The organism is Streptomyces sp. NPDC003393 (assembly GCF_053589015.1).
In genome coordinates, this window is the sequence record NZ_JBSFRB010000021.1 from 1 (window position 1) to 23,800 (window position 23,800).

At 68.9% G+C, this 23,800-nt stretch carries 16 protein-coding genes; 5 read left to right on the top strand and 11 right to left on the bottom strand.

Annotation, left to right across the window (positions count from 1 at the left end; genetic code table 11):
• Nucleotides 1–55 precede the first annotated feature (55 nt).
• From ACWDUZ_RS20900 to ACWDUZ_RS20910, 3 genes are all read left to right on the top strand, one after another.
• Nucleotides 56–1,351, top strand: coding sequence for an HRDC domain-containing protein (locus ACWDUZ_RS20900; RefSeq protein ID WP_451633274.1), 1,296 nt, complete (start codon nt 56–58; stop codon nt 1,349–1,351).
• Nucleotides 1,352–1,600: 249 nt separating this feature from the next.
• A complete protein-coding gene (locus ACWDUZ_RS20905; protein WP_451633275.1) occupies nt 1,601–2,821 on the top strand; it encodes a thiolase family protein in 1,221 nt (406 codons plus the stop codon).
• Entirely contained in the window at nt 2,818–4,947 is a 2,130-nt protein-coding gene (locus ACWDUZ_RS20910) for a 3-hydroxyacyl-CoA dehydrogenase NAD-binding domain-containing protein (protein WP_451633276.1), read from the top strand. Before ACWDUZ_RS20905 ends, ACWDUZ_RS20910 begins: the two co-directional genes overlap by 4 nt.
• A gap of 161 nt (nt 4,948–5,108) precedes the next feature.
• Here ACWDUZ_RS20910 and ACWDUZ_RS20915 read toward each other — a convergent pair whose 3' ends face one another.
• The 6 genes from ACWDUZ_RS20915 to galE all read right to left on the bottom strand — a co-directional run bounded on the left by ACWDUZ_RS20915 (nt 5,109) and on the right by galE (nt 14,610).
• Nucleotides 5,109–6,500, bottom strand: a complete 1,392-nt coding sequence (locus tag ACWDUZ_RS20915; protein WP_451633277.1) for a hypothetical protein — start codon at nt 6,498–6,500, stop codon at nt 5,109–5,111.
• Nucleotides 6,501–6,522: 22 nt separating this feature from the next.
• Nucleotides 6,523–9,396: a stealth conserved region 3 domain-containing protein gene (locus tag ACWDUZ_RS20920; protein ID WP_451633278.1), complete on the bottom strand. Its 2,874-nt coding sequence runs from the start codon at nt 9,394–9,396 to the stop codon at nt 6,523–6,525.
• Complete coding sequence (locus ACWDUZ_RS20925) at nt 9,393–10,352, bottom strand: hypothetical protein (RefSeq protein ID WP_451633279.1); 960 nt, start codon at nt 10,350–10,352, stop codon at nt 9,393–9,395. Before ACWDUZ_RS20925 ends, ACWDUZ_RS20920 begins: the two co-directional genes overlap by 4 nt.
• The gene (locus ACWDUZ_RS20930; RefSeq protein WP_451633280.1) at nt 10,349–12,154 is read right to left on the bottom strand and encodes a stealth family protein; all 1,806 of its coding nucleotides are present in this window, start codon (nt 12,152–12,154) and stop codon (nt 10,349–10,351) included. The genes ACWDUZ_RS20925 and ACWDUZ_RS20930 overlap by 4 nt, the downstream gene beginning before the upstream one ends.
• Before the next feature lie 342 nt (nt 12,155–12,496).
• Nucleotides 12,497–13,606: a hypothetical protein gene (locus ACWDUZ_RS20935; RefSeq protein ID WP_451633281.1), complete on the bottom strand. Its 1,110-nt coding sequence runs from the start codon at nt 13,604–13,606 to the stop codon at nt 12,497–12,499.
• Nucleotides 13,606–14,610, bottom strand: coding sequence for a UDP-glucose 4-epimerase GalE (galE, locus tag ACWDUZ_RS20940; protein ID WP_451633282.1), 1,005 nt, complete (start codon nt 14,608–14,610; stop codon nt 13,606–13,608). The genes ACWDUZ_RS20935 and galE overlap by 1 nt, the downstream gene beginning before the upstream one ends.
• A gap of 189 nt (nt 14,611–14,799) precedes the next feature.
• Here galE and ACWDUZ_RS20945 point away from each other — a divergent pair, with 189 nt between their 5' ends.
• The gene (locus ACWDUZ_RS20945; RefSeq protein ID WP_451633283.1) at nt 14,800–15,897 is read left to right on the top strand and encodes an LCP family protein; all 1,098 of its coding nucleotides are present in this window, start codon (nt 14,800–14,802) and stop codon (nt 15,895–15,897) included.
• A 2-nt stretch (nt 15,898–15,899) separates the two neighbouring features.
• Here ACWDUZ_RS20945 and ACWDUZ_RS20950 read toward each other — a convergent pair whose 3' ends face one another.
• On the bottom strand, nt 15,900–16,919 hold the full coding sequence (locus ACWDUZ_RS20950) for a hypothetical protein (RefSeq protein WP_451633284.1): 1,020 nt from the start codon (nt 16,917–16,919) through the stop codon (nt 15,900–15,902).
• 108 nt (nt 16,920–17,027) lie between these two features.
• Between ACWDUZ_RS20950 and ACWDUZ_RS20955 the strand changes: the two genes are divergently transcribed.
• Entirely contained in the window at nt 17,028–17,399 is a 372-nt protein-coding gene (locus ACWDUZ_RS20955) for an NTP pyrophosphohydrolase (protein WP_451633285.1), read from the top strand.
• A 72-nt stretch (nt 17,400–17,471) separates the two neighbouring features.
• Here ACWDUZ_RS20955 and ACWDUZ_RS20960 read toward each other — a convergent pair whose 3' ends face one another.
• The 4 genes from ACWDUZ_RS20960 to ACWDUZ_RS20975 form a co-directional block, all read right to left on the bottom strand.
• Nucleotides 17,472–18,986 (bottom strand): amino acid permease, encoded by a 1,515-nt coding sequence (locus tag ACWDUZ_RS20960; RefSeq protein ID WP_451633286.1) that lies wholly within the window; start codon nt 18,984–18,986, stop codon nt 17,472–17,474.
• Between the two features lie 286 nt (nt 18,987–19,272).
• Nucleotides 19,273–21,204, bottom strand: coding sequence for a 1-deoxy-D-xylulose-5-phosphate synthase (dxs, locus tag ACWDUZ_RS20965; RefSeq protein WP_451633287.1), 1,932 nt, complete (start codon nt 21,202–21,204; stop codon nt 19,273–19,275).
• Nucleotides 21,205–21,543: 339 nt separating this feature from the next.
• Nucleotides 21,544–22,836: a sugar ABC transporter permease gene (locus tag ACWDUZ_RS20970; protein WP_451633288.1), complete on the bottom strand. Its 1,293-nt coding sequence runs from the start codon at nt 22,834–22,836 to the stop codon at nt 21,544–21,546.
• Nucleotides 22,833–23,624 (bottom strand): ATP-binding cassette domain-containing protein, encoded by a 792-nt coding sequence (locus ACWDUZ_RS20975; protein ID WP_451633289.1) that lies wholly within the window; start codon nt 23,622–23,624, stop codon nt 22,833–22,835. The genes ACWDUZ_RS20970 and ACWDUZ_RS20975 overlap by 4 nt, the downstream gene beginning before the upstream one ends.
• Nucleotides 23,625–23,800: the final 176 nt, after the last annotated feature.

The window sequence follows — 23,800 nt, forward strand, 5'->3', positions numbered from 1 at the left end:
CGCCGACGGAACGTTCCGTCGGCGGGCGCCGTCCATCCACGGATACCCTTGACAGGTGACCGACGCCCGAGAAACCGCAGCAGACAGCCCACTGCGAACCACCGGAGGCGCCCCTCCGGACGACGGCGGCTCTTCTGACACGGGGGCGCCGATCCCATTGCTGGAGCCCCGCGAGGGCCTTCCACCCGTGATCGCCGACGCCGCGGCGCTGGCGGAGGTGATCGGCGCGTTCGCCGCAGGTTCCGGCCCCGTCGCCGTCGACGCCGAGCGGGCCTCCGGCTACCGCTACGGCCAGCGCGCCTACCTGGTGCAGCTGCGCCGCGAGGGCGCAGGCACCGCGCTCATCGACCCCGTCGCCTGTTCCGACCTGTCCGGCCTGGGCGAGGCCCTGTCCGGCGTCGAGTGGGTGCTGCACGCCGCCACCCAGGACCTGCCGTGTCTGCGCGAGATAGGCATGCTGCCCAGCCACCTGTTCGACACCGAGCTGGCCGGCCGGCTCGCCGGATTCCCGCGGGTCGGGCTCGGCGCCATGGTGGAGAACGTGCTCGGCTTCGTCCTGGAGAAGGGCCACTCCGCCGTCGACTGGTCCACCCGGCCGCTGCCGGAGCCGTGGCTGCGCTACGCGGCCCTGGACGTGGAACTGCTCGTCGACCTGCGCGACGCGCTGGAGAAGGAGCTGGACCGGCAGGGCAAGCTGGAGTGGGCCCTGCAGGAGTTCGACGCCATCGCCTCGGCGCCGCCCGCCGAGCCCCGCAAGGACCCCTGGCGGCGCACCTCCGGGATGCACCGGGTCCGGCGCAGGCGGCAGCTGGCCGTCGTACGGGAGCTGTGGCAGACCCGGGACCGGGTGGCCCGGCGTCGGGACGTCTCGCCGGGCAAGGTGCTGTCGGACGCGGCCATCGTAGAGGCCGCGCTCGCGCTGCCGTCCAACGTGCACGCCCTCGCCGCGCTGAACGGCTTCGGCCACCGGATGGGCCGCCGTCAGCTGGAGCAGTGGCAGACCGCGGTGGACCGGGCCAGGTCCCTCTCCGAGTCCCAGCTGCCCCAGCCCGGGCAGCCGGTCACCGGACCCCCGCCGCCGCGCGCGTGGGCGGACAAGGACCCGGCCGCCGCGGCTCGCCTCGCCGCGGCCCGGGCGGCCGTCTCGGCGCTCGCCGAGCGGCTGAACATGCCGCAGGAGAACCTCGTCGCGCCGGACACGGTGCGGCGGCTGTGCTGGGAACCGCCGAAGGACGCCGACGCCGCATCGGTGGCCGCCGCACTGGCCTGCCACGGCGCGCGCCCGTGGCAGGTAGAACAGGTCACGCCGGTCCTGGTGGCGGCCCTGTCGACGAAGGGCGCGGGCGCCTAGGGCAGACCCCGGGGCCGGCCGCCCGCGCCCAGGCTTCCTCCTCGCACCCCCGCCGCCCGACCGGGCCGTGGGGGTGCGACGTCCAGGGCCGCGGTCGTGTGACGCTCGGGGGCGCGACGGTGTGACGTTCGCCGCTCCCGGCGGGGGGACTGTGCAGTCACATTACCCGCGAGTAGCATGAGTCCTGAGCGCGCGCTCAGCGCTTGCGCGTCGCAGCAGTGCCATCCCGCACCCTGGAGGAGAGCCATCGTGCCTCGTACCGTCAGGGACGTCGTCTTCGTCGACGGCGTCCGCACCCCGTTCGGCAAGGCGGGCCCGAAGGGCATCTACCACGAGACCCGCGCCGACGACCTCGTCGTGAAGGCGATCCGGGAGCTGCTGCGCCGCAACCCCGGTCTCGACCCGAAGAAGGTCGACGAGGTCGCCGTCGCCGCGACCACGCAGATCGGCGACCAGGGCCTGACCATCGGCCGCACCGCCGGCATCCTCGCGGGCCTGCCCACCTCGGTCCCCGGCTACTCCATCGACCGCATGTGCGCGGGCGCGCTGACCGCCGTCACCACCGTCTCCGGCTCCATCGCCTTCGGTGCGTACGACGTCGCCATCGCCGGCGGCGTCGAGCACATGGGCCGCCACCCGATGGGCGAGGGTGTGGACCCGAACCCGCGGTTCGTGAGCGAGAAGCTGGTCGACGAGTCCGCCCTGTTCATGGGCATGACCGCGGAGAACCTGCACGACCGCTACCCGCACATCACCAAGCTGCGCGCGGACGAGTACGCGGTGCGCTCGCAGGAGAAGGCCGCCAAGGCCTACGCCAACGGCAAGATCCAGCAGGACCTGGTGCCGATCTCGGTGCGCCGCACCAACCCCGAGAGCGGGGAGACCGGCTGGGGCCTGGTCACCGCCGACGAGCCGATGCGCCCGGGCACCACCCTGGAGAACCTGGCGAATCTCAAGACGCCGTTCCGCGTCCACGGCCGGGTCACCGCGGGCAACGCGGCCGGTCTGAACGACGGCGCCACCGCCTCCGTCATCGCGAGCGAGGACTTCGCCCGGGAGAACGGGCTGCCGGTCAAGATGCGCCTGGTCTCCTACGCCTTCGCCGGCGTCGAGCCGGAGGTCATGGGCTACGGTCCGATCCCGGCCACCGAGAAGGCCCTGGCCAAGGCCGGCCTGTCCATCTCCGACATCGGCCTGTTCGAGATCAACGAGGCCTTCGCCGTCCAGGTCCTGGCCTTCCTCGACCACTACGGCATCGCGGACGACGACGAGCGGGTCAACCAGTACGGCGGCGCGATCGCCTTCGGTCACCCGCTGGCCTCCTCCGGCGTCCGGCTGATGACGCAGCTGGCCCGCCAGTTCGAGGAGCAGCCGCAGGTCCGCTACGGCCTGACCACGATGTGCGTCGGCTTCGGCATGGGCGCGACGGTCATCTGGGAGAACCCGCACTTCGACGGAGGCGACAAGTGAGCACCACCGCTGAACTCCTGAAGGGCGCGGCCGAGCTGTTCCCGGACGAGGTCGTCACGCAGGCGCACGTACGCCACTTCGACCTCCCGTTCGGCGCGGGCCGTTTCGCCCTCATCACGCTGGACAACGGCCACGACCACACCAAGCCGACCACCTTCGGCCCGCAGTCGCTGGCGAACCTCGACACGGCCGTCGACCAGGTCGAGAAGGAGGCCGCGGACGGCGAGATCGTCGGTGTCGGCATCACCGGCAAGCCGTTCATCTTCGCCGTCGGCGCCGACCTCAAGGGCGTCGAGCTGCTGAAGCGGCACGAGGACGCGCTGGCCATCGGCAAGGGCGGGCACGAGGTCTTCAAGCGGCTGTCGAAGCTGGCCGTCCCCACCTTCGCCTACTACAACGGCGCGGCGATGGGCGGCGGCGTCGAGGTCGGCCTGCACTGCACCTACCGCACGGTGTCCGCGGCGCTGCCGGCGTTCTCGCTCCCCGAGGTCTTCCTCGGCCTGGTCCCCGGCTGGGGCGGCTGCACCCTACTGCCGAACCTGATCGGCGCCGACAGGGCCGTGACGGTCGTCATCGAGAACAGCCTCAACCAGAACAAGCAGCTCAAGGGCAAGCAGGTCTACGAACTCGGCATCGCCGACGCGATCTTCGAGGGCGCCGACTTCCTGGAGCAGTCGCTGATCTGGACGGCGTCCGTCCTCAAGGGCGACCTCGTCGTCGAGCGCCCGGTCATCGACCGCGGTGAGGCCTGGGACCAGGCCGTCGCCCGCGGCCGCTTCATCGCCGACTCCAAGGTGCACGGCGCGGCCCCGGCCGCCTACCGTGCGCTGGACATCATCGCCGCCGCCAAGAACGGCGACCTCCAGCAGGGCTACGACGCCGAGGACCAGGCCCTCGCGGACCTGATCATGGGCGGTGAACTGCGCGCCGGCATCTACGCGTTCAACCTGGTGCAGAAGCGCGGCAAGCACCCGGCGGGCGCCCCGGACAAGAACCTCGCCCGCCCGGTGACGAAGGTCGGCGTGGTCGGCGCGGGCCTGATGGCCTCCCAGCTGGCCCTGCTCTTCCTCCGCCGGCTGGAGGTGCCGGTCGTGTTGACCGACATCGACCAGGAGCGCATCGACAAGGGTGTGGGTTACGTCCACGCCGAGATCGACAAGCTGCTCGGCAAGGGCCGTATCAACCAGGACAAGGCCAACCGCCTCAAGGCGCTGGTGACCGGTGTCCTGGACAAGGCCGAGGGCTTCGCGGACGCGGACTTCGTCATCGAGGCCGTCTTCGAGGAGATGGGCGTCAAGCAGCAGGTGTTCGCGGAGGTCGAGGCGGTAGCCCCGGCGCACGCGATCCTGGCGACCAACACCTCCTCCCTGGCGGTGTCGGAGATGGCCTCCAAGCTCCAGCACCCCGAGCGGGTCGTGGGCTTCCACTTCTTCAACCCCGTGGCGATCCTCCCCCTCCTGGAGATCGTCCGCGGCGAGAAGACGGACGACGCCTCGCTGGCGACCGCCTTCGCGGTGGCCAAGAAGCTGAAGAAGACCGCGGTGCTGGTCAAGGACGCCCCGGCGTTCGTGGTCAACCGCATCCTGACCCGCTTCATGGGCGAGATCCAGAACGTCATCGACGAGGGCACCCCGGTCGAGGTGGCGGAGAAGGCGGTGGAGCCGCTGGGCCTGCCGATGTCCCCGCTCGTCCTCCTCGAGCTGGTCGGCCCGGCGATCGGCCTGCACGTCTCGGAGACCCTCAACAGGGCCTTCCCGGACCGCTTCAAGGTCTCCCCCAACCTCAAGGCGGTCGTCGAGGCCGGCAAGCGCGGCTTTTACGTCTACGACAGCGGCAAGCCCGAACTGGACCCGGAGGTCGCCGCGCTCCTGAAGCAGGGCGATGTGGTCCTGACCGAGGAGCAGGTCCGGGCGCGGGTGCTCGACGCGGTCGCGCAGGAGATCGGTCTCATGCTCGAGGAGGGCGTCGTCGCCGAGGCCCAGGACATCGACCTGTGCCTGATCACCGGCGCCGGCTGGCCCTTCCACCTGGGCGGCATCACTCCGTACCTGGACCGCGAGGGCGTCAGCGAGCGGGTGCTCGGCAGGCGGTTCCTGGAGCCGGGGGTGGCTTCGGTTCCGGCGTGACGGACGCACGTCATCGCAGGTGAGAGGGTCTCCGCTTCCTGGCGGAGACCCTCTCGCATTCCCTTATGCCGAACGGCGACCTCGTCTGAGGCAGCGCCCGCGGTAGGTCGACCTCGCCACCATCGCCCTGTACGCCGATCGCCGCGGTCGCTGGACCAAGGTCACCAGCGCCCGTTGAACGGCAGGTGATCACATTTGCCGGAGCAAGGCTCACGAGAGGCGAGCGAGTTCCTGAGCCAGTTGTCCTCCGCAATCCCGTGGACCCGGATCGTGTGCTGAACGGGAGTGGAGTGAATGGCGCTGAAGACAGCCACGAACTCCACGACGTGCGACCCCGGTTTCCAGTCGTGGGGGTGCGTGACCTTCCAGGACCCGTCCTTGTCGACCGGCGCCATGGCAATCATGCGGCCGCCCTCGAGGACAGCCACACCGGACACACCCGGTTCCGCGGTGCCGGAGAACCGTGGGCGAGGCCCCGTCCACGCGCCTTCACGGGGGCCGGTGACGACCGGTGGTTCCACCCAGTCCCGCACGGTGAACGCCAACTCGGCCACCGGAGTGACTCCCTGCTCGGTGAAGCCGACAACGTGCATCAGATGTGGCCCGCCGGGCCAGTTGACGACCCTGCGCCATGCCCACGCCCCGCTCGCACCGACCCGGGTTCCCCCGAGGTAGACGCCGTTCTCGAAGAAGAGCAGATACGTCGTGCCAGGCGCGGCGGTGCCCGTGAACTTCTGCATCGCACCGACGACCGCGTGCGGGGCCGGCCTCGAGAAGACCGGAGCGGCGCCCACACGGAACTCTTCGAACAGAGCCGCCTCTGGCTTGTCGACGGTGAATTCCGTCAGTGGGGGTGGGAACGCCGGAGCGACGGCCACGGCTTCCGGATCGACGAAGCCCTGGGGAACACCGACCGCTCCGTGCAGACTTCCGGCGACGAGCCGGGCGACTTCGCGTGCACCCTGCTCGTTGAAGTGGGACGAGTCGATGATCCCATCCGGATGATTCGGATGCTCGCCCGGGTCCAGCCAGCGGAAGTACTGGCGAGCGTACTGCGGACCGAGCCCCTGTATCAGCCGCAGAGTGAGTTCGTGCAGGTCGATCAGGGGGGCATCCGTCTCTGCGGCCACCTCCCTGACCAGTTGGGGGTAACCGTCGCTGGTGTCCGCGACGCGACCGGACGCGTCGAACGAACACCGTGCGGTCTGTGTCACGAGAACCGGGACCGCACCCTCGCCCCGTACACCGCGGACGTACAGGTGCAGAAACTCCTTGAACTCGCGGGCGCCATGGTAGCGCTGCGGGTTGTCGACGCGCTGCTCCACGAGACCGAAGTTGAACAGGACGAGGTCGCCTGGTTCGAGCAGATTGAGGAGAGACACGAAGCGTTCTGTGAAATACCCACGGGCTGTCATGGCGTCCCGTGCGTAATTCCGCACCTCGTGATAGGGCGTCAAGAACTGCTGCAGGAATTGACCCCATCCAGCGAGCGGCGCCTCATCGGGAGTTCGGGGAGCTGCCACGGAGTTCCCCACAACACAGACCTTGCTCACGTTCGCTCCTTGATCGACCGCGTCACAGGGGCCACTCGGGCAGAAGACCGCTGTGGTAGCGCTGGTTTCGCGCAGACCCGTATTCGAACTGGCTCGCCACAGGGAAGTAGCTGGGCAGGAAGGCCGCGAGGATGGCATCCTGCTCGTCTTCGTCGACGTCACCGTCATGGAAGTCGTTGAGGCAGAAAACGTCGTTGGGGCGTACGGTGAGCAGCCTGTTGAGGCGGGAGCGATGCTCCTTGATGCCGACGTTCACAAAACCACAGGAAATGGAGCCCGGCCCACTGCGCCCCGTATGGAAGGCGTAGTAGTGGTGCAGAGACGAGGCGATCGACACATCGCTGTGGCTGCGGAGCCGGCTGGCGGCGGTGCCCATGACTTGCTCAGGGAAATCTCGCTCCAGGTCCGCCATGACGCTCCGTCTCAGGGCGTACGGAGCGTGGAGGAAGGCGTGAGTGATGACCTGACCGAAAGCCCTCGCTATCAGTACCCGGTTGTTCTTCGCGGCGCTGATGTTGAAGTCATCGGTCTCCAGGGGCGGCACCATGGGGATCGATGTCGGGGAAAGGAAATGCTTCGCCTGCCCGTTGCCCTGGAAGAAGAGGCTGGGCTGCACCGTGCGGCCCATGAAGAAGTCGTCGTTGAAGTAGAGGAAGTGCTCGGCGAGCCCTTCAATGTGGTGCAACTGACTTTCGATCGCATGCGAGTTGAACGTCGGCAGGTTGTGCGGGTCCGCGAAGATTTCTCTGTGGTCCACCACGCGGACTCGGTGATGCTCGGTGTCGAGCCAAGCCGGCACCTGCCGGTCCGTCACGATGTAGATGTTGCGGATCCAGGGCGCGTACATGTCGATCGAGCGAAGCGAGTACCGCAGTTCGTCGCGGCTGCGGAAGCGCGCGGCGCTGGCCGCCGCGTCCACCGTCTCGAGGCCCAGGTGGGACAGCACCCGGTTCTTGCGCTCCAGCCACGCCATGTCGGAACCGTCCACCCAGGTGTAGACGGCGTCGATGGGGAACGTCACCTGGTTGTGGAGGGGCTGGGTGAACGGTACGACCGTCGGATACCTGCGTCCGCCGAGAACTGTTTCGGCCCGACCCAGGGAGCCTTGCGCGATCTGGGTGCCGATGAGTGTGCGCGTCGGGGCGACCATGGTCTCGGGGTCCTCGGGATCCTGAGTCCAGAAGGAGATCGTGCAGCCGTAGACGGCTCCCAAGCGCATGGTGCGCGACTTGGTCACCACGTTCTGGTAGACGCGCACACCCGAACTGGTCTGCTCCATCAGTCCCTCGGCCAGACCTGCGAGCACGGTCGAGACCGTCTCCTGCCGGTCGTTGAGCAGTGCCGTGTAGACCGCCTGATTCCGGTAGGTACCGGCGAGCGTCTTGAAGACCATGTCCCTGAACGACTCGTGGACCGCGACCGTGTGGCGCACCATCGTGTCGCGTACGACGAGGTAAGGAATGCCCGCTGCTTCCAAGGCGTCCGCGACCAGCGCCAGATTGGCCTGAACCACTTCATAAGGCGTAGTGGAGTCCGACGTCCGGCACAATTGCCCGCCATCGCGAACCAGGTCCTGGTGCCGCTTGGCGATGGACTCCTCGAGACGGCGCTGCGCGCCGCCGCGCGACTGGCTGGCCGGAGCCGGAGTGGCGGGGACGACCACACCGTTCGGGCCACTGAACACGGCGTGCAATGACTGTCTGTCGGCCTTCGCCCATGCTCGGTCGCCTCGTGCGCGGAAGTCGACGAGTTCCTGGAAGAACCGCTCCCAGCGCTCGTTGACCAGAGGAGGAGCGAACCGCGTGATGGATTCCGCGGCGGCCGCACCCATCCGGTGACGCATCGCGTCGTCCCTCATGAGCTGGTCGAGTCGCTGGGCAAGTGCCTCAACGTCCCCAGGGGGAACGAGCACGCCCGTCTGGCCGTCGAGAATGATCTCCCGTGGCCCGTTGGGGCAGTCATACGACACTACGGGTACACCGGCCGCCTGCGCCTCCATCAGAACGAGCGGGAACGCCTCGTTGCGGGAGGTCATGAGGGCGATGCTGGCCTTGGCCCATTCCTCGGCCAGATGAGGGGAATTACCGTTCAGCTGAACGGAGTCGTGCAGGCCGAGGTGGTTGATCTGCCGCCTGAGCGCCCCACTGAGCGGGCCGTCTCCGAAGATCCGCAGTGTCCACGAGGGGTGATACGGCGCGATGAGCGCCCAAGCCTGGATCGCGTGGTCGAGTTGTTTCTCACCGACGAGCCGTCCCGCGGTGACCACGGTCCGCGTCTGCAGTGTGGACCTCGGCCGGAAGCCGGCCGGCAGGGCATTGGGAATGACCTCGATGCGCGGCGCACTGGCACCGAACGTCTCTGCGAACCACTCTCCCGTCCGCTCACTCAGCACCGCCAGCGCGTCCAGGCGCGAGGCATACCGCAGGAGCGGTTCACCGCTGCTGCCGCGCAGCTCGGACACACGGTGCTCCTGGTGGACGGTGATGACATCGGCCGGGCAGAGCTGCACGGCCAGAGCCATGAGTGCGGGGGTCGTGGTGATGAGGATGTCGGTGTCGATGTCCTGGAGCGTCAGTTCCAGTTCGGTGTCGGACAGCCGGTTGAAGGCGGCCTCCCACGCCCGGTCGACCAAGGCGCTCGGCAGTGCCGCCAGGCTCGTCAGCTCGCCGTCCGTCAGACGGGTCGGCCGCACGGTGCGCGGCACTGGGCCGGTCAGATCGACGAGATAGTCGACGCGCACCCGTTCGTCCACCCCGAAGAAGAGCTTCGACTGGCTCTTGAAGACGCTGATCACTCGCACATCGTGGTGTCCGGCGAGTTCCGCAGCTTGGTTGAAGACCGCTCGCTCGGTGCCGCCGACGGCGTCCGCGGTGGTGAGCAGGAAGGTGATCTTCATGAGGTGCTCCGCCCGGACTCGGGCATACGAGTGCAGGTGACCCGGAAGTTCCCTGCGGGGGTGTAACGGGGGTGGACGATCATGGGCGAGGAGCCGGGCGGGGCCACAGCCTTCGCAGCGATGCCGAACACACGCTGCGGGTTGCGCACGTCATGGAGATGGCGGCCGACGCGCAGGCTTCGCCCCGACGCGAAGTGCGCCGTCACATCCCAGTGCAGCACGTCTCGCCGGGTGGGCGACATCTCCTCCAGGGGTACGTGCACTCGCCACGTCGAGTCGGAACACTGTTCCACAGGGCGAGTCAGACGTCTTCCCGTGGCCGCGAACTCCACCCGCGGGTCACCGCCCGCCTCCGATCCGACCAAGCGGAAGTCAACGGTCAGTCCCGTGTGGGAGAGGTCGACCCGGACCACCTCGGCCGACGGCCGGGGTGTGGCGGTGACGATCCGCAGGTTGCCAGTGACGGATCGGGCAAGCCGGTATCTTTGGCCGGTGATGGGAGACGTCGCATGCGGCATGGTCGGGCCGGCGTACGGCTCGGGGGCTTCCACGAGCAACAGTGGAATTCTCCGCGAGCGACGCCCGTCTGTCATGCGCAGGCGAACCTTCCAGTCTCCGTCCCCGATCGGCAGTCCACCCGTTATCGCGCCCAGAAGAACGGCGGCATCACACAGGAGCTGTCCATCGAAGTCCTCGTAGACACGAGCCGCGGAGGCGTGGCGCTCTCGGCCGCGGGTCAGTTCGATCTCCGCCTGCTCGGGGACTGACAGGTAGTCCGGAAGTTGCGCGTGCAGGTTCACGGTCTGGCCGTCGAGCACGGCCGCGTAGGACAGGCGGCCCACGCGCGTCCGGCGCGGCAGAAAGAGACGGAGCAGCATCCAGGTACGGAGGGCGGCGAACGGGCGGCGAACGGCCGAACGGAATCGGCGGACCATCCGCCGGAGTCTGGTGATCATATTCGAGCGCTCCGCAACTCGGCGGGCGAACCTTGTGCCCGCGCGTTCTCCACTTCAGCCGGCAATTCGTAAGGGCTGGGGACGGGGAAGTACGACTCCAGGAAGTCGCGAACCATCCGTTCCTGGGCGTCACGGTCCTCCGGCACGATCGTGTCGTTGATACAGAAGGTGTCGAAGTCGCGTCGCGCCAGGAGCCTGTGCAAACGCTGTCGCGCTTTCACGTCGCCGATGTCGATGTAGACGTATCGGAGGTCGCCGACTGTTGCTCTCGCCGTGTGAAAGGCGTGGTAGTGGTGGAGCGACGAAGCAATGGGCACATCGTCCGGCGAACGGAACTTCGAGTGCTGCGTCCTCCAGTGGTCATTGGGGTAAGTGCGCTCGATCTCCTGCAGCACCTCGCGCCTGAGCGCATGAGGCGTGTGCTTCATCTTCTGAGCGATGAAGGTGCCGAACTGCTGAGCTATGAGTCCGCGGCTGTTCTTGCCCGCAGCATTCACCGGCAGATCCGACGGGCTCACCTCTCCGGAGGGGATGAGCGCTTTGGACATGAAGAACTTGGTAAGGCCATTCGGATGGAAGAAGTGCCCCGGCCCCACCGGACGCCCGAAGAACACGTCGTCGTTCAAATAGAGGAAGTGGTCCGACAACTCCTCGATATGGTGCAGTTGACTCTCGATGGCGTGCGAGTTGAACGTGGGCAACGCCATGGGATCGGAAAAGATGTCTCGATGATCCACAACTCGCAGTCCCGGATACTCGGTGTTGAGCCAGCGCGGTACCTGGCCGGCGGTGACCAAGTAGATGTTGTGCACCCAGGGCGCGTACTGGTGGATCGACCGAAGGGAGTAGCGCAGTTCGTCACGGCTCGTGTAGCGCGCGTCGTTGGCCGCCTGCTCATGCAGGGAGCCGCCGGCGTCTTGGGTGAGGATGCGGCGGGCCGCGTCCTTGCTCGCCCTCCACACCGGATCCGAGTCATCCACCCATGTGTAGACGACATCGATGGAGAAGAGGTGATCACCGGCCAGGGGCACGCCGAACTCGGGCATCGAGCGTGCATATCCGGTGTGGTACAGAGCAGGCACCGGGCTGAATAGCTTCTGTTCCATGATCCGGCGCTCACCGGTGACCGGCGTCTGCGTCAGGACGCTGTTGGGCCGCGGGGCGACAAGTTCGTCGCCCTCTCGCCGCCAGTACTCCAGGTCACAGCCCGACTCTTGACCAAAAACCAGTGTCCCGGTGGGGTCGCAGACGTTCCACGCGAGGCGCAGCACCTGGTGGGACCGCATCTTGCGCCAGGTCTTGGCCGACGCTCCGTCCCGTTGCTCCCCCAGGCCCTCGGAGACATATCCCGGATTGCGGCCGAAGGCGATCTGCAGGATTTCCTCTACTTCCTCACGCTGGTCCGCGGAGACCGCGACGCAGGGCACCGCCTGCGCAGTGCCGCGAACGCAGAAGTAGTCGATCTCGGCCGCCTCCAGGAGGGCGACCAGGATGTGCAGGTTGCGCGCACGAGCCGCCCACTCGGTGGCGCCCTGTACCACCACGGCACGGACGTGCTTGCCCCTGTGCCGAACCACTCTGAGGAAGGCGCTGGGCCCGTGCCGTGCAGGCGAGCTGCTGCCCCCGAGGGCGCGCGTCGCGACAGTGGAACGCAGCGAGTCGAAGGAGGCCAGCAGATGCATCACCGCGTTGCGAAGTGGACGCGGGACTCGACGCACGATGCGTCGACGTGCTCCCACAGGCACCAGCGACCTATACGTCGACACCAGCGCGCTGGCCTCAGGGTTGTTGAGGCTCACCACCGAAGATCCACACCGTCCAAGACATAAGAACCACCACCGCCGGCCGGGTACGGACACCGCCCCACCCGTGGTGCGCTCGCCATACCCAGCAGCCGCCGAGGCGCGATGTCCCGCCGAGCCGGTGGATGACTGTCAGCCCTCCCCCAGGACTTCAAACGTTTGACCGGCCTTCGCCACCAAAGACGACAAAGCGACACGGGATCTTCACACCTTCAACCAAAGCTTGTCCATACCTGTTCCTTACTTCCCAGCACAGACCTGCGCACAAAAAGGTGCAATGGGGCCATAGTGACGGTTGCTGTGATGCATGTCATAAGCACGCCATAGGACGTGGTGGAACTCTCAGACAGCGTGCGTCGGCTCGAGGACGAGTCCTGGTCCGACACCTTGCCGCGCGATTCTCAACTCGCCCCGGGCCCCGATGACGGCCAGCACCAGCCGACCTTGGCCGTCGTGGGCCAGTGCAGGCTGGTGCGCGCTGCTCTCCCCTGTCGGGGACCACCACACCCCCGCCTGCTCGTTCTCCGTGGCGCAGGCCGCCACCATCACGTCTCCGTCCGTGGCGCGGTGTGCCAGCACCGTGCAGTCGTACCCGTCGATGACTGCTCGCAGGGCTGCTGGGCGTCCTTCCGCCGGACTCGCTCCCATGGGGATCACCCAGCCACCGGGCCGATGCGCGTGGACAGTTCCCGTGACCAGATCGGTCCAGAAGAACGTGACCCGGTCCGGCCCGGTCTCCACAGCGACGACACTGTTCCGCGCCGGCGCGATGTGAATGTTCGGCCTTCTCTCCATGTCGCCGTCGCTCTGAGTCTGGCACCAGTGCATGGCCGGACCGTCCCCAGGAGCGAGCAACTCGATCCGTCCCGAGCCGAGTGCCGTGGCCGCGAGTCCGTCCTTGGCCTTGTTGCCGCGGATGTCGCGCCAGGGAAGCCAGGCGCCGCGGTCTCCCTCGCGCCTCATCATCACACCTCCGCCCGCGTTGCGCACGAAGACGTGCACCGTCCCGGAAGCAGTCACGGCCCCCACTGGGGCGCCGACGAGTGCGGCTTGCCCAGGGTCCTTGTACGGATTGCCGACGCTCGTCCACTCGGTGAGCGGCCGACCCGTCTGGTACTGGATCGCATGCACGATCTCCAGAGCCGAGCCACGACCCCCGCCTCCAGCACGTCGGCCGAAGAAGTGCACGTACCCATTGGCGCCTTGGGCAAGGGAAATGGCGTCGACTCCAGGCGCGGCAATGAACTCCGGCCCCCGCCAGTCCGGGCCGCCCGGACGGCACTCCGTCCACCGCACCAAGCCGCCCTCGGCCCTGGCGTAGGCGGTCAGACGCATGTCCTTGCCGAGCAGCAGCCACCGCCCGTCCAGGACGTCCTCGGCGGCGCTTTCGCCGCCAGTCCCCTCGCTCACCGCTCCCGCGCGTCCACGCGCGGCGGACCTGGGTCTCGCCATCAGTCCGAAATCTCCGCCACCCGCCGCGCCGACGGCGTACGCGCACACCAACCGGTCCACGCGGACTGCACCATCGCGCGCGCGTCGTACCGGGCCGTCCAGCCGAGATCCGCGCGGATGCGTTCGGCGGACGCGACCACCCGTGCCGGGTCACCCGCACGGCGCGGCGCCGACACCGGCGTCGCCGCGGCACCGTAACCGGTCACCTCACCGATCAGGGCGATCATCTCATGCACGGAAACGCCCTCACCGCGACCGATATTGACAGTCAGGTCACTGCCCGGCTCCCGCTCGGCCAGGGCGCGGGCGGCCGCCAGATGCGCCGACGCGATGTCCTCGACATGGATGAAGTCGCGGACGCAGGTGCCGTCTTCGGTGTCGTAGTCGTCACCGAAGACGACCGGAGCGCTGCCCTCGGTGAGCTTCTCAAAGACCATCGGCACAAGATTGAACACCCCTGTGTCCGCGAGATCGTCGTCGGCGGCCCCGGCGACATTGAAATAGCGCAGACAGGCGGTGGTGATGCCGTGCGCCCGGCCGGCCGCACGCACCAGCCACTCCCCTGCCAACTTGGTCTCGCCGTACGGATTCACAGGAACACAGGGTGTGTCTTCGGTCACAAGGTCGACATCGGGCATACCGTAGACGGCGGCCGAGGACGAGAAGAGGAAGCGTCGCACGCCCGTGTCGGCCGCGGCCCCCAGCAGAGTCTGCAGGCCCTGCACGTTCTCCCGGTAGTAGTGCAAGGGGCGTTCCACCGACTCCCCCACCTGCTTCTTCGCGGCGAGGTGGACGATGCCCGAGACCCGCAACTCGGCCAGGGTGGTCCGGAGCAACTCGCCGTCCAGGACCGACCCCTCGACGAAGGGCACCTCGTCGGGAACGCGCTTGCGGTCACCGGTGGACAAATCGTCGTACACCGCGACGTATTCGCCCGCCGCCAGCATTGCGCGGACGACATGCGCTCCGATGAAACCTGCTCCGCCCGTGATCAGCCATGTCATGCGCGCATCCTAATTCTTCGCCCACCGTTTACAAATGAGTCACATTATGAGCATGATCGACGCACCATCTGTCTATAGTGGCGCGATCGCCTGGCATGACGCGGACCGGCCCTCCTCCCCCCACCCGAGTCCTTGACCGCCACAAGCAGCGCCCCCTGCGGGCCATGACCTCACGAGGACTCCACAGACATGAGCCATGTCTCGACGCCCCAGCGCAGCGATTCGGACGCGCCCAACAGGCGACGTGGCAAGGACCGTAAGGGCCGCACCGGCAAGCGTCACACCGGTCGGAACATCCTGATCGCCCTGGGCGTGCTCGTCCTGGCCGCCGGCGGCACCGCGTACTGGCTCTACAGCGACCTCGACGGCAACATCAAGGGCGTCGACATCGACAAGGCCATCGGTGACGACCGCCCCGAGAAGCTGCCCACCTCCGGTCAGAACATCCTGATCCTGGGCTCCGACTCACGTGCCGGCGCCAATGCGGCGCTCGACGCCGGTCATGTCTCCGGCGCCCGGTCCGACACCGCGCTGGTCATGCACATCCCCGAGGGCCGCACCAAGGCCGTCGCCGTCAGTATCCCGCGGGACACCCTGGTCACCCGGCCGGAGTGCACCAAGTCCGACGGCACGACGGTGCCCTCGGCGAAGCGTGTGATGTTCAACTCCATCTACTCACAGGTCGGTCCGGCCTGTGTCGTGAAGACGGTGGAGAAGATATCCGGGGTCCGGATGGACCACTACGTGGAGATAGACTTCGCCGGCTTCAAGGGGCTGGTGGACGCGATCGGCGGGGTGACCGTCAACGTCCCGCAGGACATACACGACAAGTCCAGCGGACTGAACATGACCAAGGGCCCGCACCGGCTGAACGGCACGCAGGCGCTGCAGTTCGTGCGCACCCGGCACGGCGTCGGCGACGGCAGCGACCTGGGCCGCATCAGCCTGCAGCAGCAGTTCATGCTGGACCTGCTCAGCGAGATCAAGAAGCAGGACCTGCTGGGCAGCCCCACCAAGAGCTACAAGATCGCCGACAAGCTCACCTCGGCCCTCACCACCGACTCCGACCTCGCCTCGCTCACCAAGCTCGCGGACTTCGGACGCAGCCTCAACGGCGTCGATCCCTCCACGATGGAGACGATCATGCTCCCGGTGGCGTACGACAAGGTCGACCCCAATCGCGTGGTGGCGGCGGAGCCGCAGGCCTCGCAGTTGTGGAAAGCGATCCGCAGCGACTCCCCGATCCCCGAGTCCGCGAAGAAGTCACCGGCGCACGGCGGCTCCTGACCTCACACCTCCCGCCACGCCTCCAGCGCCAGCCCCGGCTCGTCCGTGCGGTGGGTGAGCAGGAGGCGTCCGGTGGACGGGGACAACGTCGCCGCGGCGACGCGGCCGTCGGTGTCCGTGGTCACGCCGACCAGGGCGTCCGCGGCGAGGACGGGGCCCGACTCGGTCCACCAGGCACCCGCCGTCTCGTCCTCCGTGGGATAGGCGGCGAAGGCCACGTGTCCGGCCGCCGAACGCTGCGCCAGCAGCGTGCAGTCGTGGCCGTCGAGCACGCAACGGAGGGCGGCGACCGGGCCGGGGCCCGCGGCGGGGAGCAGGGCGATCGGCTTGCCGCCCGGGCGCCACGCGCACAGGTCGCCGGAGTCGTCCACGTAGAACAGGGTGGTGCTGCCGGGCGAGGTGGCCAGGGCGCAAAGGGTGCCCGGGCGGACCGGGGTCGGCAGCTTCTCCGTGCGGGCCGGTGCGCCGCCCGGCTTCTCCTGACGCCAGTGCTGAACGCCGTCGGGCACGGCCGCGTACAGCTCGACCAGGCCGGACTCGCCGGTGACCGCGGCCAGACCGTCCTCGTGGACGCGATGGCCCTTCAGGTCCCGCCAGGGTTCCCAGCCGCCCGTGGTCTGCTGGGCCCGCATGCTGACGCCGCTGCCCCCGTTGCGGACGAAGACGTGGGCGCGCCCGTCCGCGTCGACCGCCACCGCCGGTGTGCCGGTGCGCCCGCCCGTCCGGTTCGGGTGCCCGATCGGGTGCCAGTCCAGGGCGGCGAGCCGAGGCCGGAAGTGGGTCGTGTGGACCAGGGTCGACGTCCCGTCGGCGGTGGGCCGCCAGGAGACGAGATGGGCGTAGGCGTCGGCACCCTGTCCGACCGCGCAGTCCGGGTGCGGCCTTGGTTCACCGCCGACCCGGCGGGGTGCGTCCCACGGGCCGCCGGGCCACTGTTCGGCCCGGCAGAGGGTGGCGTCGCCGGAGGGGAAGTACACGCTGAGCCGACCGTCGCGGCCGCGCAGAAGCCAGTCGCCGTTCACGCCCTCACTCTAAGCCGGACGCGTCATCGTTCCAGGCCCGGCCCCCGGTCACGCCGGTCGTCCGACCTGGCCGTACCGGCACTCGGGGCGCCGTGCCACCCTGATCGCATGGACGACACTTCTGCCCTGCTCGTGATCGTCGACGCCGCGAACGTGGTCGGGTCGGTCCCCGACGGGTGGTGGCGGGACCGGAAGGGGGCGACCGAGCGGCTGCGGGACCGGATGGCCGCCGAGGGGCTGCCCGGCCGTCCGGGACCCGTGGAGATCCTGCTCGTCGTCGAGGGCGGGGCCCGCGGGGTCGAATCCGTGCCCGGTGTACGGGTGGAGTCGGCGGTGGGCAGCGGCGACGACCGGATCGTCGAGCTGGTCGAGCAGGCTGGCCCGCGGCCCGCCCTCGTCGTCACGGCCGACCGGGAACTGCGGCGGCGGGTCGGCGAGTTGGGTGCCGAGGTCACCGGGCCGCGGACGGTGCGCGGATAGCGCGCGCCGCTGCCGGACCGCGGGCGGTGCGCGGCCGGCGTGCCGCCGCCGGGCCTGGGCCCGGCCTCGCGGTCAGGGGGCGCCGGTGCCCGGGGTCCTGGAGGTGGCGGACTGGTCGCCGCGGGCCAGGCGGCTGTGGGTGCGGCCGTAGAGGAAGTAGACGACGAAGCCTGCCGCCATCCAGATGGCGAACCGCACCCAGGTCTCGGCGGGCAGGTTCAGCATCAGCCACAGGGAGGCGCAGACCGAGAGGATCGGGAGGAACGGCACCCAGGGCGTGCGGAAGGCGCGGGGCAGGTCGGGCCGGGTCCTGCGGAGGATGATCACGCTGAGCGCCACGACGACGAACGCGAACAGCGTGCCGATGTTCACCAGCTCGGCCAGGATGCTCAGGCTGGTGAAGCCGGCGACGACGGCGATGACCACGCCGAGCAGGATCGTCGGGCGGTAGGGGGTGCGGAAGCGCGGGTGGGTGTGGGAGAAGAAGCGGGGCAGCAGGCCGTCCCGACTCATCGCGAAGAAGACGCGGGCCTGGCCCAGGAGCAGGATCATGCACACCGTGGTGAGGCCGACGGCGGCGCCGAAGCTGATCAGGCCCGCGAACCAGGGGTGCCCGGTGGACTTGAAGGCGTCCGCGAGTGGGGCGTCCACGGACAGCGAGCTGTACTTCTGCATGCCGGTCACCACGATCGACACGGCGACGTACAGGGCCGTGCAGATGACGAGCGAGCCGAGGATGCCGCGCGGCACGTCCCGCTGCGGATGACGGGTCTCCTCGGCGGCGGTGGCCACGACGTCGAAGCCGATGAAGGCGAAGAAGACGACGGACGCGGCGGTGAAGATGCCCATGACGCCGAAGTCGGACGGCGCCCAGCCGAACATCAGTTGGATGAGCGGTGCCTGGAGGTTGCCGCCCGCGGCGACCGGCTGCTCCTTGGGGATGAACGGGTCGTAGTTGGCGCCCTTGATGAAGAAGGCGCCGGCGACGATGACGATGAGGACGACCGCCACCTTGACGGCGACGACCACCGAGGTGACCCGGGCGGAGAGTTTCATGCCGAGGACGAGGATGGCGGTGAGGACCAGGACGAGCAGGGCGGCGAGGATGTCGAAGCCGAAGCCGGTGGCGGCGTCCCGGCCGCTGATCACCTCCGGCAGGTGCCAGCCCGCGTTGTCGAGCAGTGAGTGGATGTAGCCGGACCAGCCGACGGCGACCACCGCCGTGCCGAGCGCGAGCTCCAGCACCAGGTCCCAGCCGATGATCCAGGCGGGGAACTCCCCCAGTGAGGCGTAGGAGAAGGTGTACGCCGATCCGGCGACGGGAACCGTAGAGGCGAACTCGGCGTAGCAGAGGGCGGCGAGGGCGCAGACCGCACCGGCGATGACGAACGACACGGAGACGGCGGGCCCCGCGGTGTCCTTGGCGGCCGTGCCGGTGAGGACGAAGATGCCGGTGCCGATGATCACGCCGACGCCGAACACCGTCAGGTCGAGGGCGGACAGGGATTTACGCAGCGCGTGCTCGGGTTCCTCGGTGTCCTTGATCGACTGTTCGACGTTCTTCGTCCGGAACAGCGTGTTGCTCACGGGCCTACCTCCCACGCTTGTCGCCTCGACATGGCTCGACATGATCGAGAGGGCTGGGGATGCGTATGCCCCGGCACAGGCAGGTTCACGCAGCAGGGCCGGTTCCGCCACCCGTAGGAGGTGACGGAACCGGCCCGTTCCGGGATGGGTCGGATGCCGGCCCACACCGAGGTCCGTGCCCGGTCAGGACCGTGGTCCGTGCCCGGTCAGGACCATGGTCCGTGCCCGGCCGGGACGGCGCTCCGTGCTCGGTCCGGAGGGCCTGACGGCCGTCCGGCCCTCCCGCCTAGTCGCGGGCCGGCTGCACCGCCGAGTCGACCTCGGCGGCCGTCCGCTCGAACCGGCCGTCGAGCCGGGAGACCAGGCCGGTGACCTGACGGGCGATGTCGGGCGCGGTCAGCCCGATCTCCGCCATGACCTCGGCGCGCGAGGCGTGGTCGAGGAAACGGGGCGGGATGCCGAAGTCGCGCAGCGGCACGTCGACGCCCGCGTCGCGCAGCGCCTGGGCGATCGTGGAGCCGACCCCGCCGACGCGGGAGTTGTCCTCGACGGTGACGACCACGCGGTGCCGTTCGGCGAGCGGGGCCATGGCCTCGTCGACGGGCTTGACCCAGCGCGGGTCGACCACGGTGGTGGAGATGCCCTGTTTGTCCAGGAGTGTCGCGATCTCCAGGCACATGGGGGCGAGCGCCCCGACGGAGACCAGCAGGACGTCCGGGGTGCCGGTGCCCGGCTCGCGCAGCACGTCCATGCCGCCGACACGGCCCACGGCGGGTACGGCGGGGCCGACGGCGCCCTTGGAGAAACGCACGACGGTCGGGGCGTCCTTCACCTCTACGGCCTCGCGCAGCTGGGCGCGGACCTGGTCGGCGTCGCGGGGCGCGGCCAGGCGCAGGCCCGGGACGACCTGGAGGATGGACATGTCCCACATGCCGTTGTGGGAGGCGCCGTCGGTGCCGGTGATGCCGGCCCGGTCCAGGACGAAGGTGACGCCGCACTTGTGCAGGGCCACGTCCATCAGCACCTGGTCGAAGGCGCGGTTGAGGAAGGTGGCGTAGACGGCGAAGACCGGGTGCACACCGGCGTGGGCGAGGCCGGCCGCGGAGACGGCGGCGTGCTGCTCGGCGATGCCGACGTCGTAGACCCGGTCGGGGAAGGCCTTGGCGAACCTGTCCAGCCCCACCGGCTGGAGCATGGCGGCCGTGATGGCCACGATGTCCCGGCGCTCCTTGCCGAGCTTGACCATCTCCTCGCCGAAGACGCTCGTCCAGTCGGCGCCCGAGGTGGCGATGGGCAGGCCCGTGTCGGGGTGGATCTTGCCGACGGCGTGGAAGCGGTCGGCCTCGTCCTGGAGGGCGGGCTGGTAGCCGCGGCCCTTCTCGGTGAGGCAGTGCACGATCACGGGGCCGCCGAAGCGCTTGGCGCGGGTCAGCGCGGACTCCAGAGCCTCGATGTCGTGGCCGTCGATCGGGCCGACGTACTTCAGGCCGAGGTCCTCGAACATGCCCTGCGGGGCGATGAAGTCCTTGAACCCCTTCTTCGCGCCGTGCAGCGTCTCGTACAGGGGCCGTCCGACGACCGGGGTGCGCTCCAGGAGCTCCTTCGTGCGGGCGAGGAAGCGCTCGTAGCCGTCGGTGGTGCGCAGGGTGGCGAGGTGGTTGGCCAGGCCGCCGATGGTGGGCGCGTAGGAGCGCTCGTTGTCGTTGACGACGATGACGAGCGGGCGGTCCTTGGCGTCGGCGATGTTGTTCAGCGCCTCCCAGGCCATGCCGCCGGTCAGCGCGCCGTCGCCGATGACCGCGACGACGTGGCTGTCGCGCTCGAGGATCTGGTTGGCCTTGGCGATGCCGTCGGCCCAGCCGAGGACGGTCGAGGCGTGGCTGTTCTCGATCACGTCGTGCTCGGACTCGGCCTGGGAGGGGTAGCCGGACAGGCCGCCCTTCATCTTGAGCTTCGAGAAGTCCTGCCGGCCGGTGAGCAACTTGTGCACGTAGGACTGGTGGCCCGTGTCCCACAGCACCTTGTCCTTGGGCGAGTGGAAGACGCGGTGCAGGGCGATGGTCAGCTCCACCACACCGAGGTTGGGACCGAGGTGTCCGCCGGTCTTGGAGACCGCGTCGACGAGAAAGGTCCGGATCTCCTCTGCCAGCTGATCCAGCTCCTCCAGGCTGAGCCGGTCCAGATCGCGCGGTCCCCTGATGCGGGTCAGCAGCGGCACCCGTGCCTCCTTGCAGTAGAGCTGATCGAGCTTTCGCCGGGCTCGACGAGTCTAATGTTCCGCCCGAGCGGCCGGTGCGCGGGCGGTGGGTCGTAGCCCGAACGGCTGTACCCCACCGAAACCGGCTCCGGTGCGCGTGGCCGTGGCGGCCGGAAAACGCGGGCCCACCCCCGGGGGACGCGCCGCGGCGGCCGCCGAGGTGCCGGTCGCGCCCCCTGGACACGGCTGTGCCCGGCACCTGTGTCGGTGCCGGGCACGGCCCTGTGGTCTGCCGGTCACGCGGTCACAGCACCCTCACGGGTCCCGGGACCGGTCGGCCGGTCGGCCTGCCGACCGCCGTCAGGCGCGGCCGGCCGTCTTCTGCGTCTTGCGGGTGACCGCGTCGATGACGACGGTCGCCAGCAGGACACCACCGGTGATCATGTACTGGACCGGGGAGGCGATGCCCTCCAGCGCCAGGCCGTACTGGATCGAGACGATCACCAGCACGCCCAGGAGCGCGTTCCAGGTGCGGCCACGGCCACCGAAGAGGGACGTACCGCCGATCACGGCCGCCGCGATCGCGTTCATCAGCAGGTCACCGCCGCCGGCGCCCTGGTTGGCGGAGGCGATCTTGGAGGCGATGAACAGACCGCCTATGGCCGCGAAGGTGCCGGAGATCGCGAAGACCGAGATCCGGACCATTTCCACGTTGATACCGGCACGGCGGGAGGCCTCGACGCTGCCGCCGAGCGCGAAGACCTTGCGGCCGTAGGGGGTGCGGCGCAGCACGAAGTCGGTGAGGAACAGCATCGCGACGAAGACCAGCACGGCCAGCGGCAGGCCCTTGTACTGGTTGAAGACGATCGCCGCGGCGAAGGAGACGATGCCCAGCAGCGCGGTGCGCAGCAGGGTCTCGCTCAACGGCTTGGACGGCACACCGGCGGCCTCGCGGCGCTTGTTGCCGAAGAAGGCGCTGAGGAAGTACAGCACGGTCACCGCGACGGCGAGCCCGTAGGCGGCGGCCACGTCGGAGAAGTAGTAGCTGGTCAGCTTGGCGACCAGGCCGTCGCTGTTGAGGTTGATCGTGCCGTTGTCGCCCAGGATCTTGAGCATGAAGCCGTTCCAGAACAGCAGGCCGGCCAGGGTGACGGCGAACGCCGGCACACCGATCTTCGCGAAGAAGAAGCCCTGGATGGCACCGGCGACCGTTCCGGTGAGGATGGCCAGCACGAGGGCCAGCACCTCGTTCATGCCATGGGTGATGTTCAGCACCGCGAAGGTGGCGCCCGCGACACCGGAGAGCGAACCGACCGACAGGTCGATCTCGCCCAGCAGCAGGACGAACACGATACCGACGGCGATCATGCCCGTGCCGACCATGGCGACGGAGATGTCGGAGAGGTTGCCCGCGGTGAGGAAGTTGGAGTTCAGGCTCTGAAAGATGATCCAGATGATTGCCAGGCCGACGACGACCGGGATGGAGCCCAGGTCACCGGCCTTCATCTTGCGCTTGAACTCGGTGATGTAGCCCGCGAAACCCTGTTCGCGCACCAGCAGTCGGGGGTCCACGACGGTGGCGGCGCCGGCCGCCGCCTCGGGGTTCTCCACGACGTGGTCCTCGGCGGGCGTGGAGGTCTTGTCGATGCTCACTTCTTGATCTCCCCATTGGTGCGCGCCGCACGACGGGTCACGGCGTTGTCCGTGGCGCCGGTGATGGCGGAGATGATCTCTTCCTGCGAGGTCGACTTGACCTCGAAGACGCCGTTGTTGCGTCCCAGACGCAGGACGGCCACCTTGTCCGCCACGGCCTTGACGTCGGCCATGTTGTGGCTGATGAGGATCACGGCGTGGCCGCGCTCACGCAGCCGCTCGACCAGGTCGAGCACCTGGGCGGTCTGCTCGACGCCGAGGGCGGCGGTGGGCTCGTCGAGGATCACCAGCTTGGGCTCGCCGAGCATGGACCGGGCGATGGCCACGACCTGGCGCTGACCGCCGGAGAGCGAGGCGATCGGGATGCGGACGCTGGGGATGCGGATCGAGAGCTGGTCCAGCAGCTCTCGCGAGCGCCGCTCCATCTCCACCTCGTCCAGGACGCCGCGGCGGCGGATCTCCCGGCCCAGGTACAGGTTGCCGACGACATCGATGTTGTCGCACAGCGCGAGGTCCTGGTACACCGTCGCGATGCCCAGGTTCTGGGCGTCGTGCGGCTTGTTGACCTGGACGGCCTTGCCGTCCCACTCGATGACGCCCTCATCGATGGGGTGCACGCCGGCGATCGTCTTGACCAGCGTGGACTTTCCGGCGCCGTTGTCGCCGACCAGGGCGACCACCTCACCGGCGTGGACCTCAAGCTCTACGTCGGTGAGCGCCTGGACGGCACCGAACCGCTTGGAGACCCCGCGCAACGCCAGCACGGGCGTAGCGGACACGTGAACCATCTCCTTCGCCGCCTGACCCGGCGGGAGGTTGTGCAGGAATGCTGGGTGGGTGGGTTGGGAGCAACCCGCGGGTGTTCCGTCCGGCGCCCCGGCGAGCTTGCGGGGCTGTCTGTGCGCGGGGCACCGGCGGAGCGTTGGGGCGTCTTCCGTGGCCGGGGAGTCCGAGGTGGGCTCCC

Bases quoted from the DNA above. Each gene is read 5' to 3' on its own strand.
- ACWDUZ_RS20920 (WP_451633278.1), bottom strand. From the start codon at position 9,396: ATGAAGATCACCTTCCTGCTCACCACCGCGGACGCCGTCGGCGGCACC.
- ACWDUZ_RS20925 (WP_451633279.1), bottom strand. From the start codon at position 10,352: ATGATCACCAGACTCCGGCGGATGGTCCGCCGATTCCGTTCGGCCGTT.
- ACWDUZ_RS20935 (WP_451633281.1), bottom strand. From the start codon at position 13,606: ATGGCGAGACCCAGGTCCGCCGCGCGTGGACGCGCGGGAGCGGTGAGC.
- galE (WP_451633282.1), bottom strand. From the start codon at position 14,610: ATGACATGGCTGATCACGGGCGGAGCAGGTTTCATCGGAGCGCATGTC.
- ACWDUZ_RS20945 (WP_451633283.1), top strand. From the start codon at position 14,800: ATGAGCCATGTCTCGACGCCCCAGCGCAGCGATTCGGACGCGCCCAAC.
- ACWDUZ_RS20955 (WP_451633285.1), top strand. From the start codon at position 17,028: ATGGACGACACTTCTGCCCTGCTCGTGATCGTCGACGCCGCGAACGTG.
- ACWDUZ_RS20975 (WP_451633289.1), bottom strand. From the start codon at position 23,624: ATGGTTCACGTGTCCGCTACGCCCGTGCTGGCGTTGCGCGGGGTCTCC.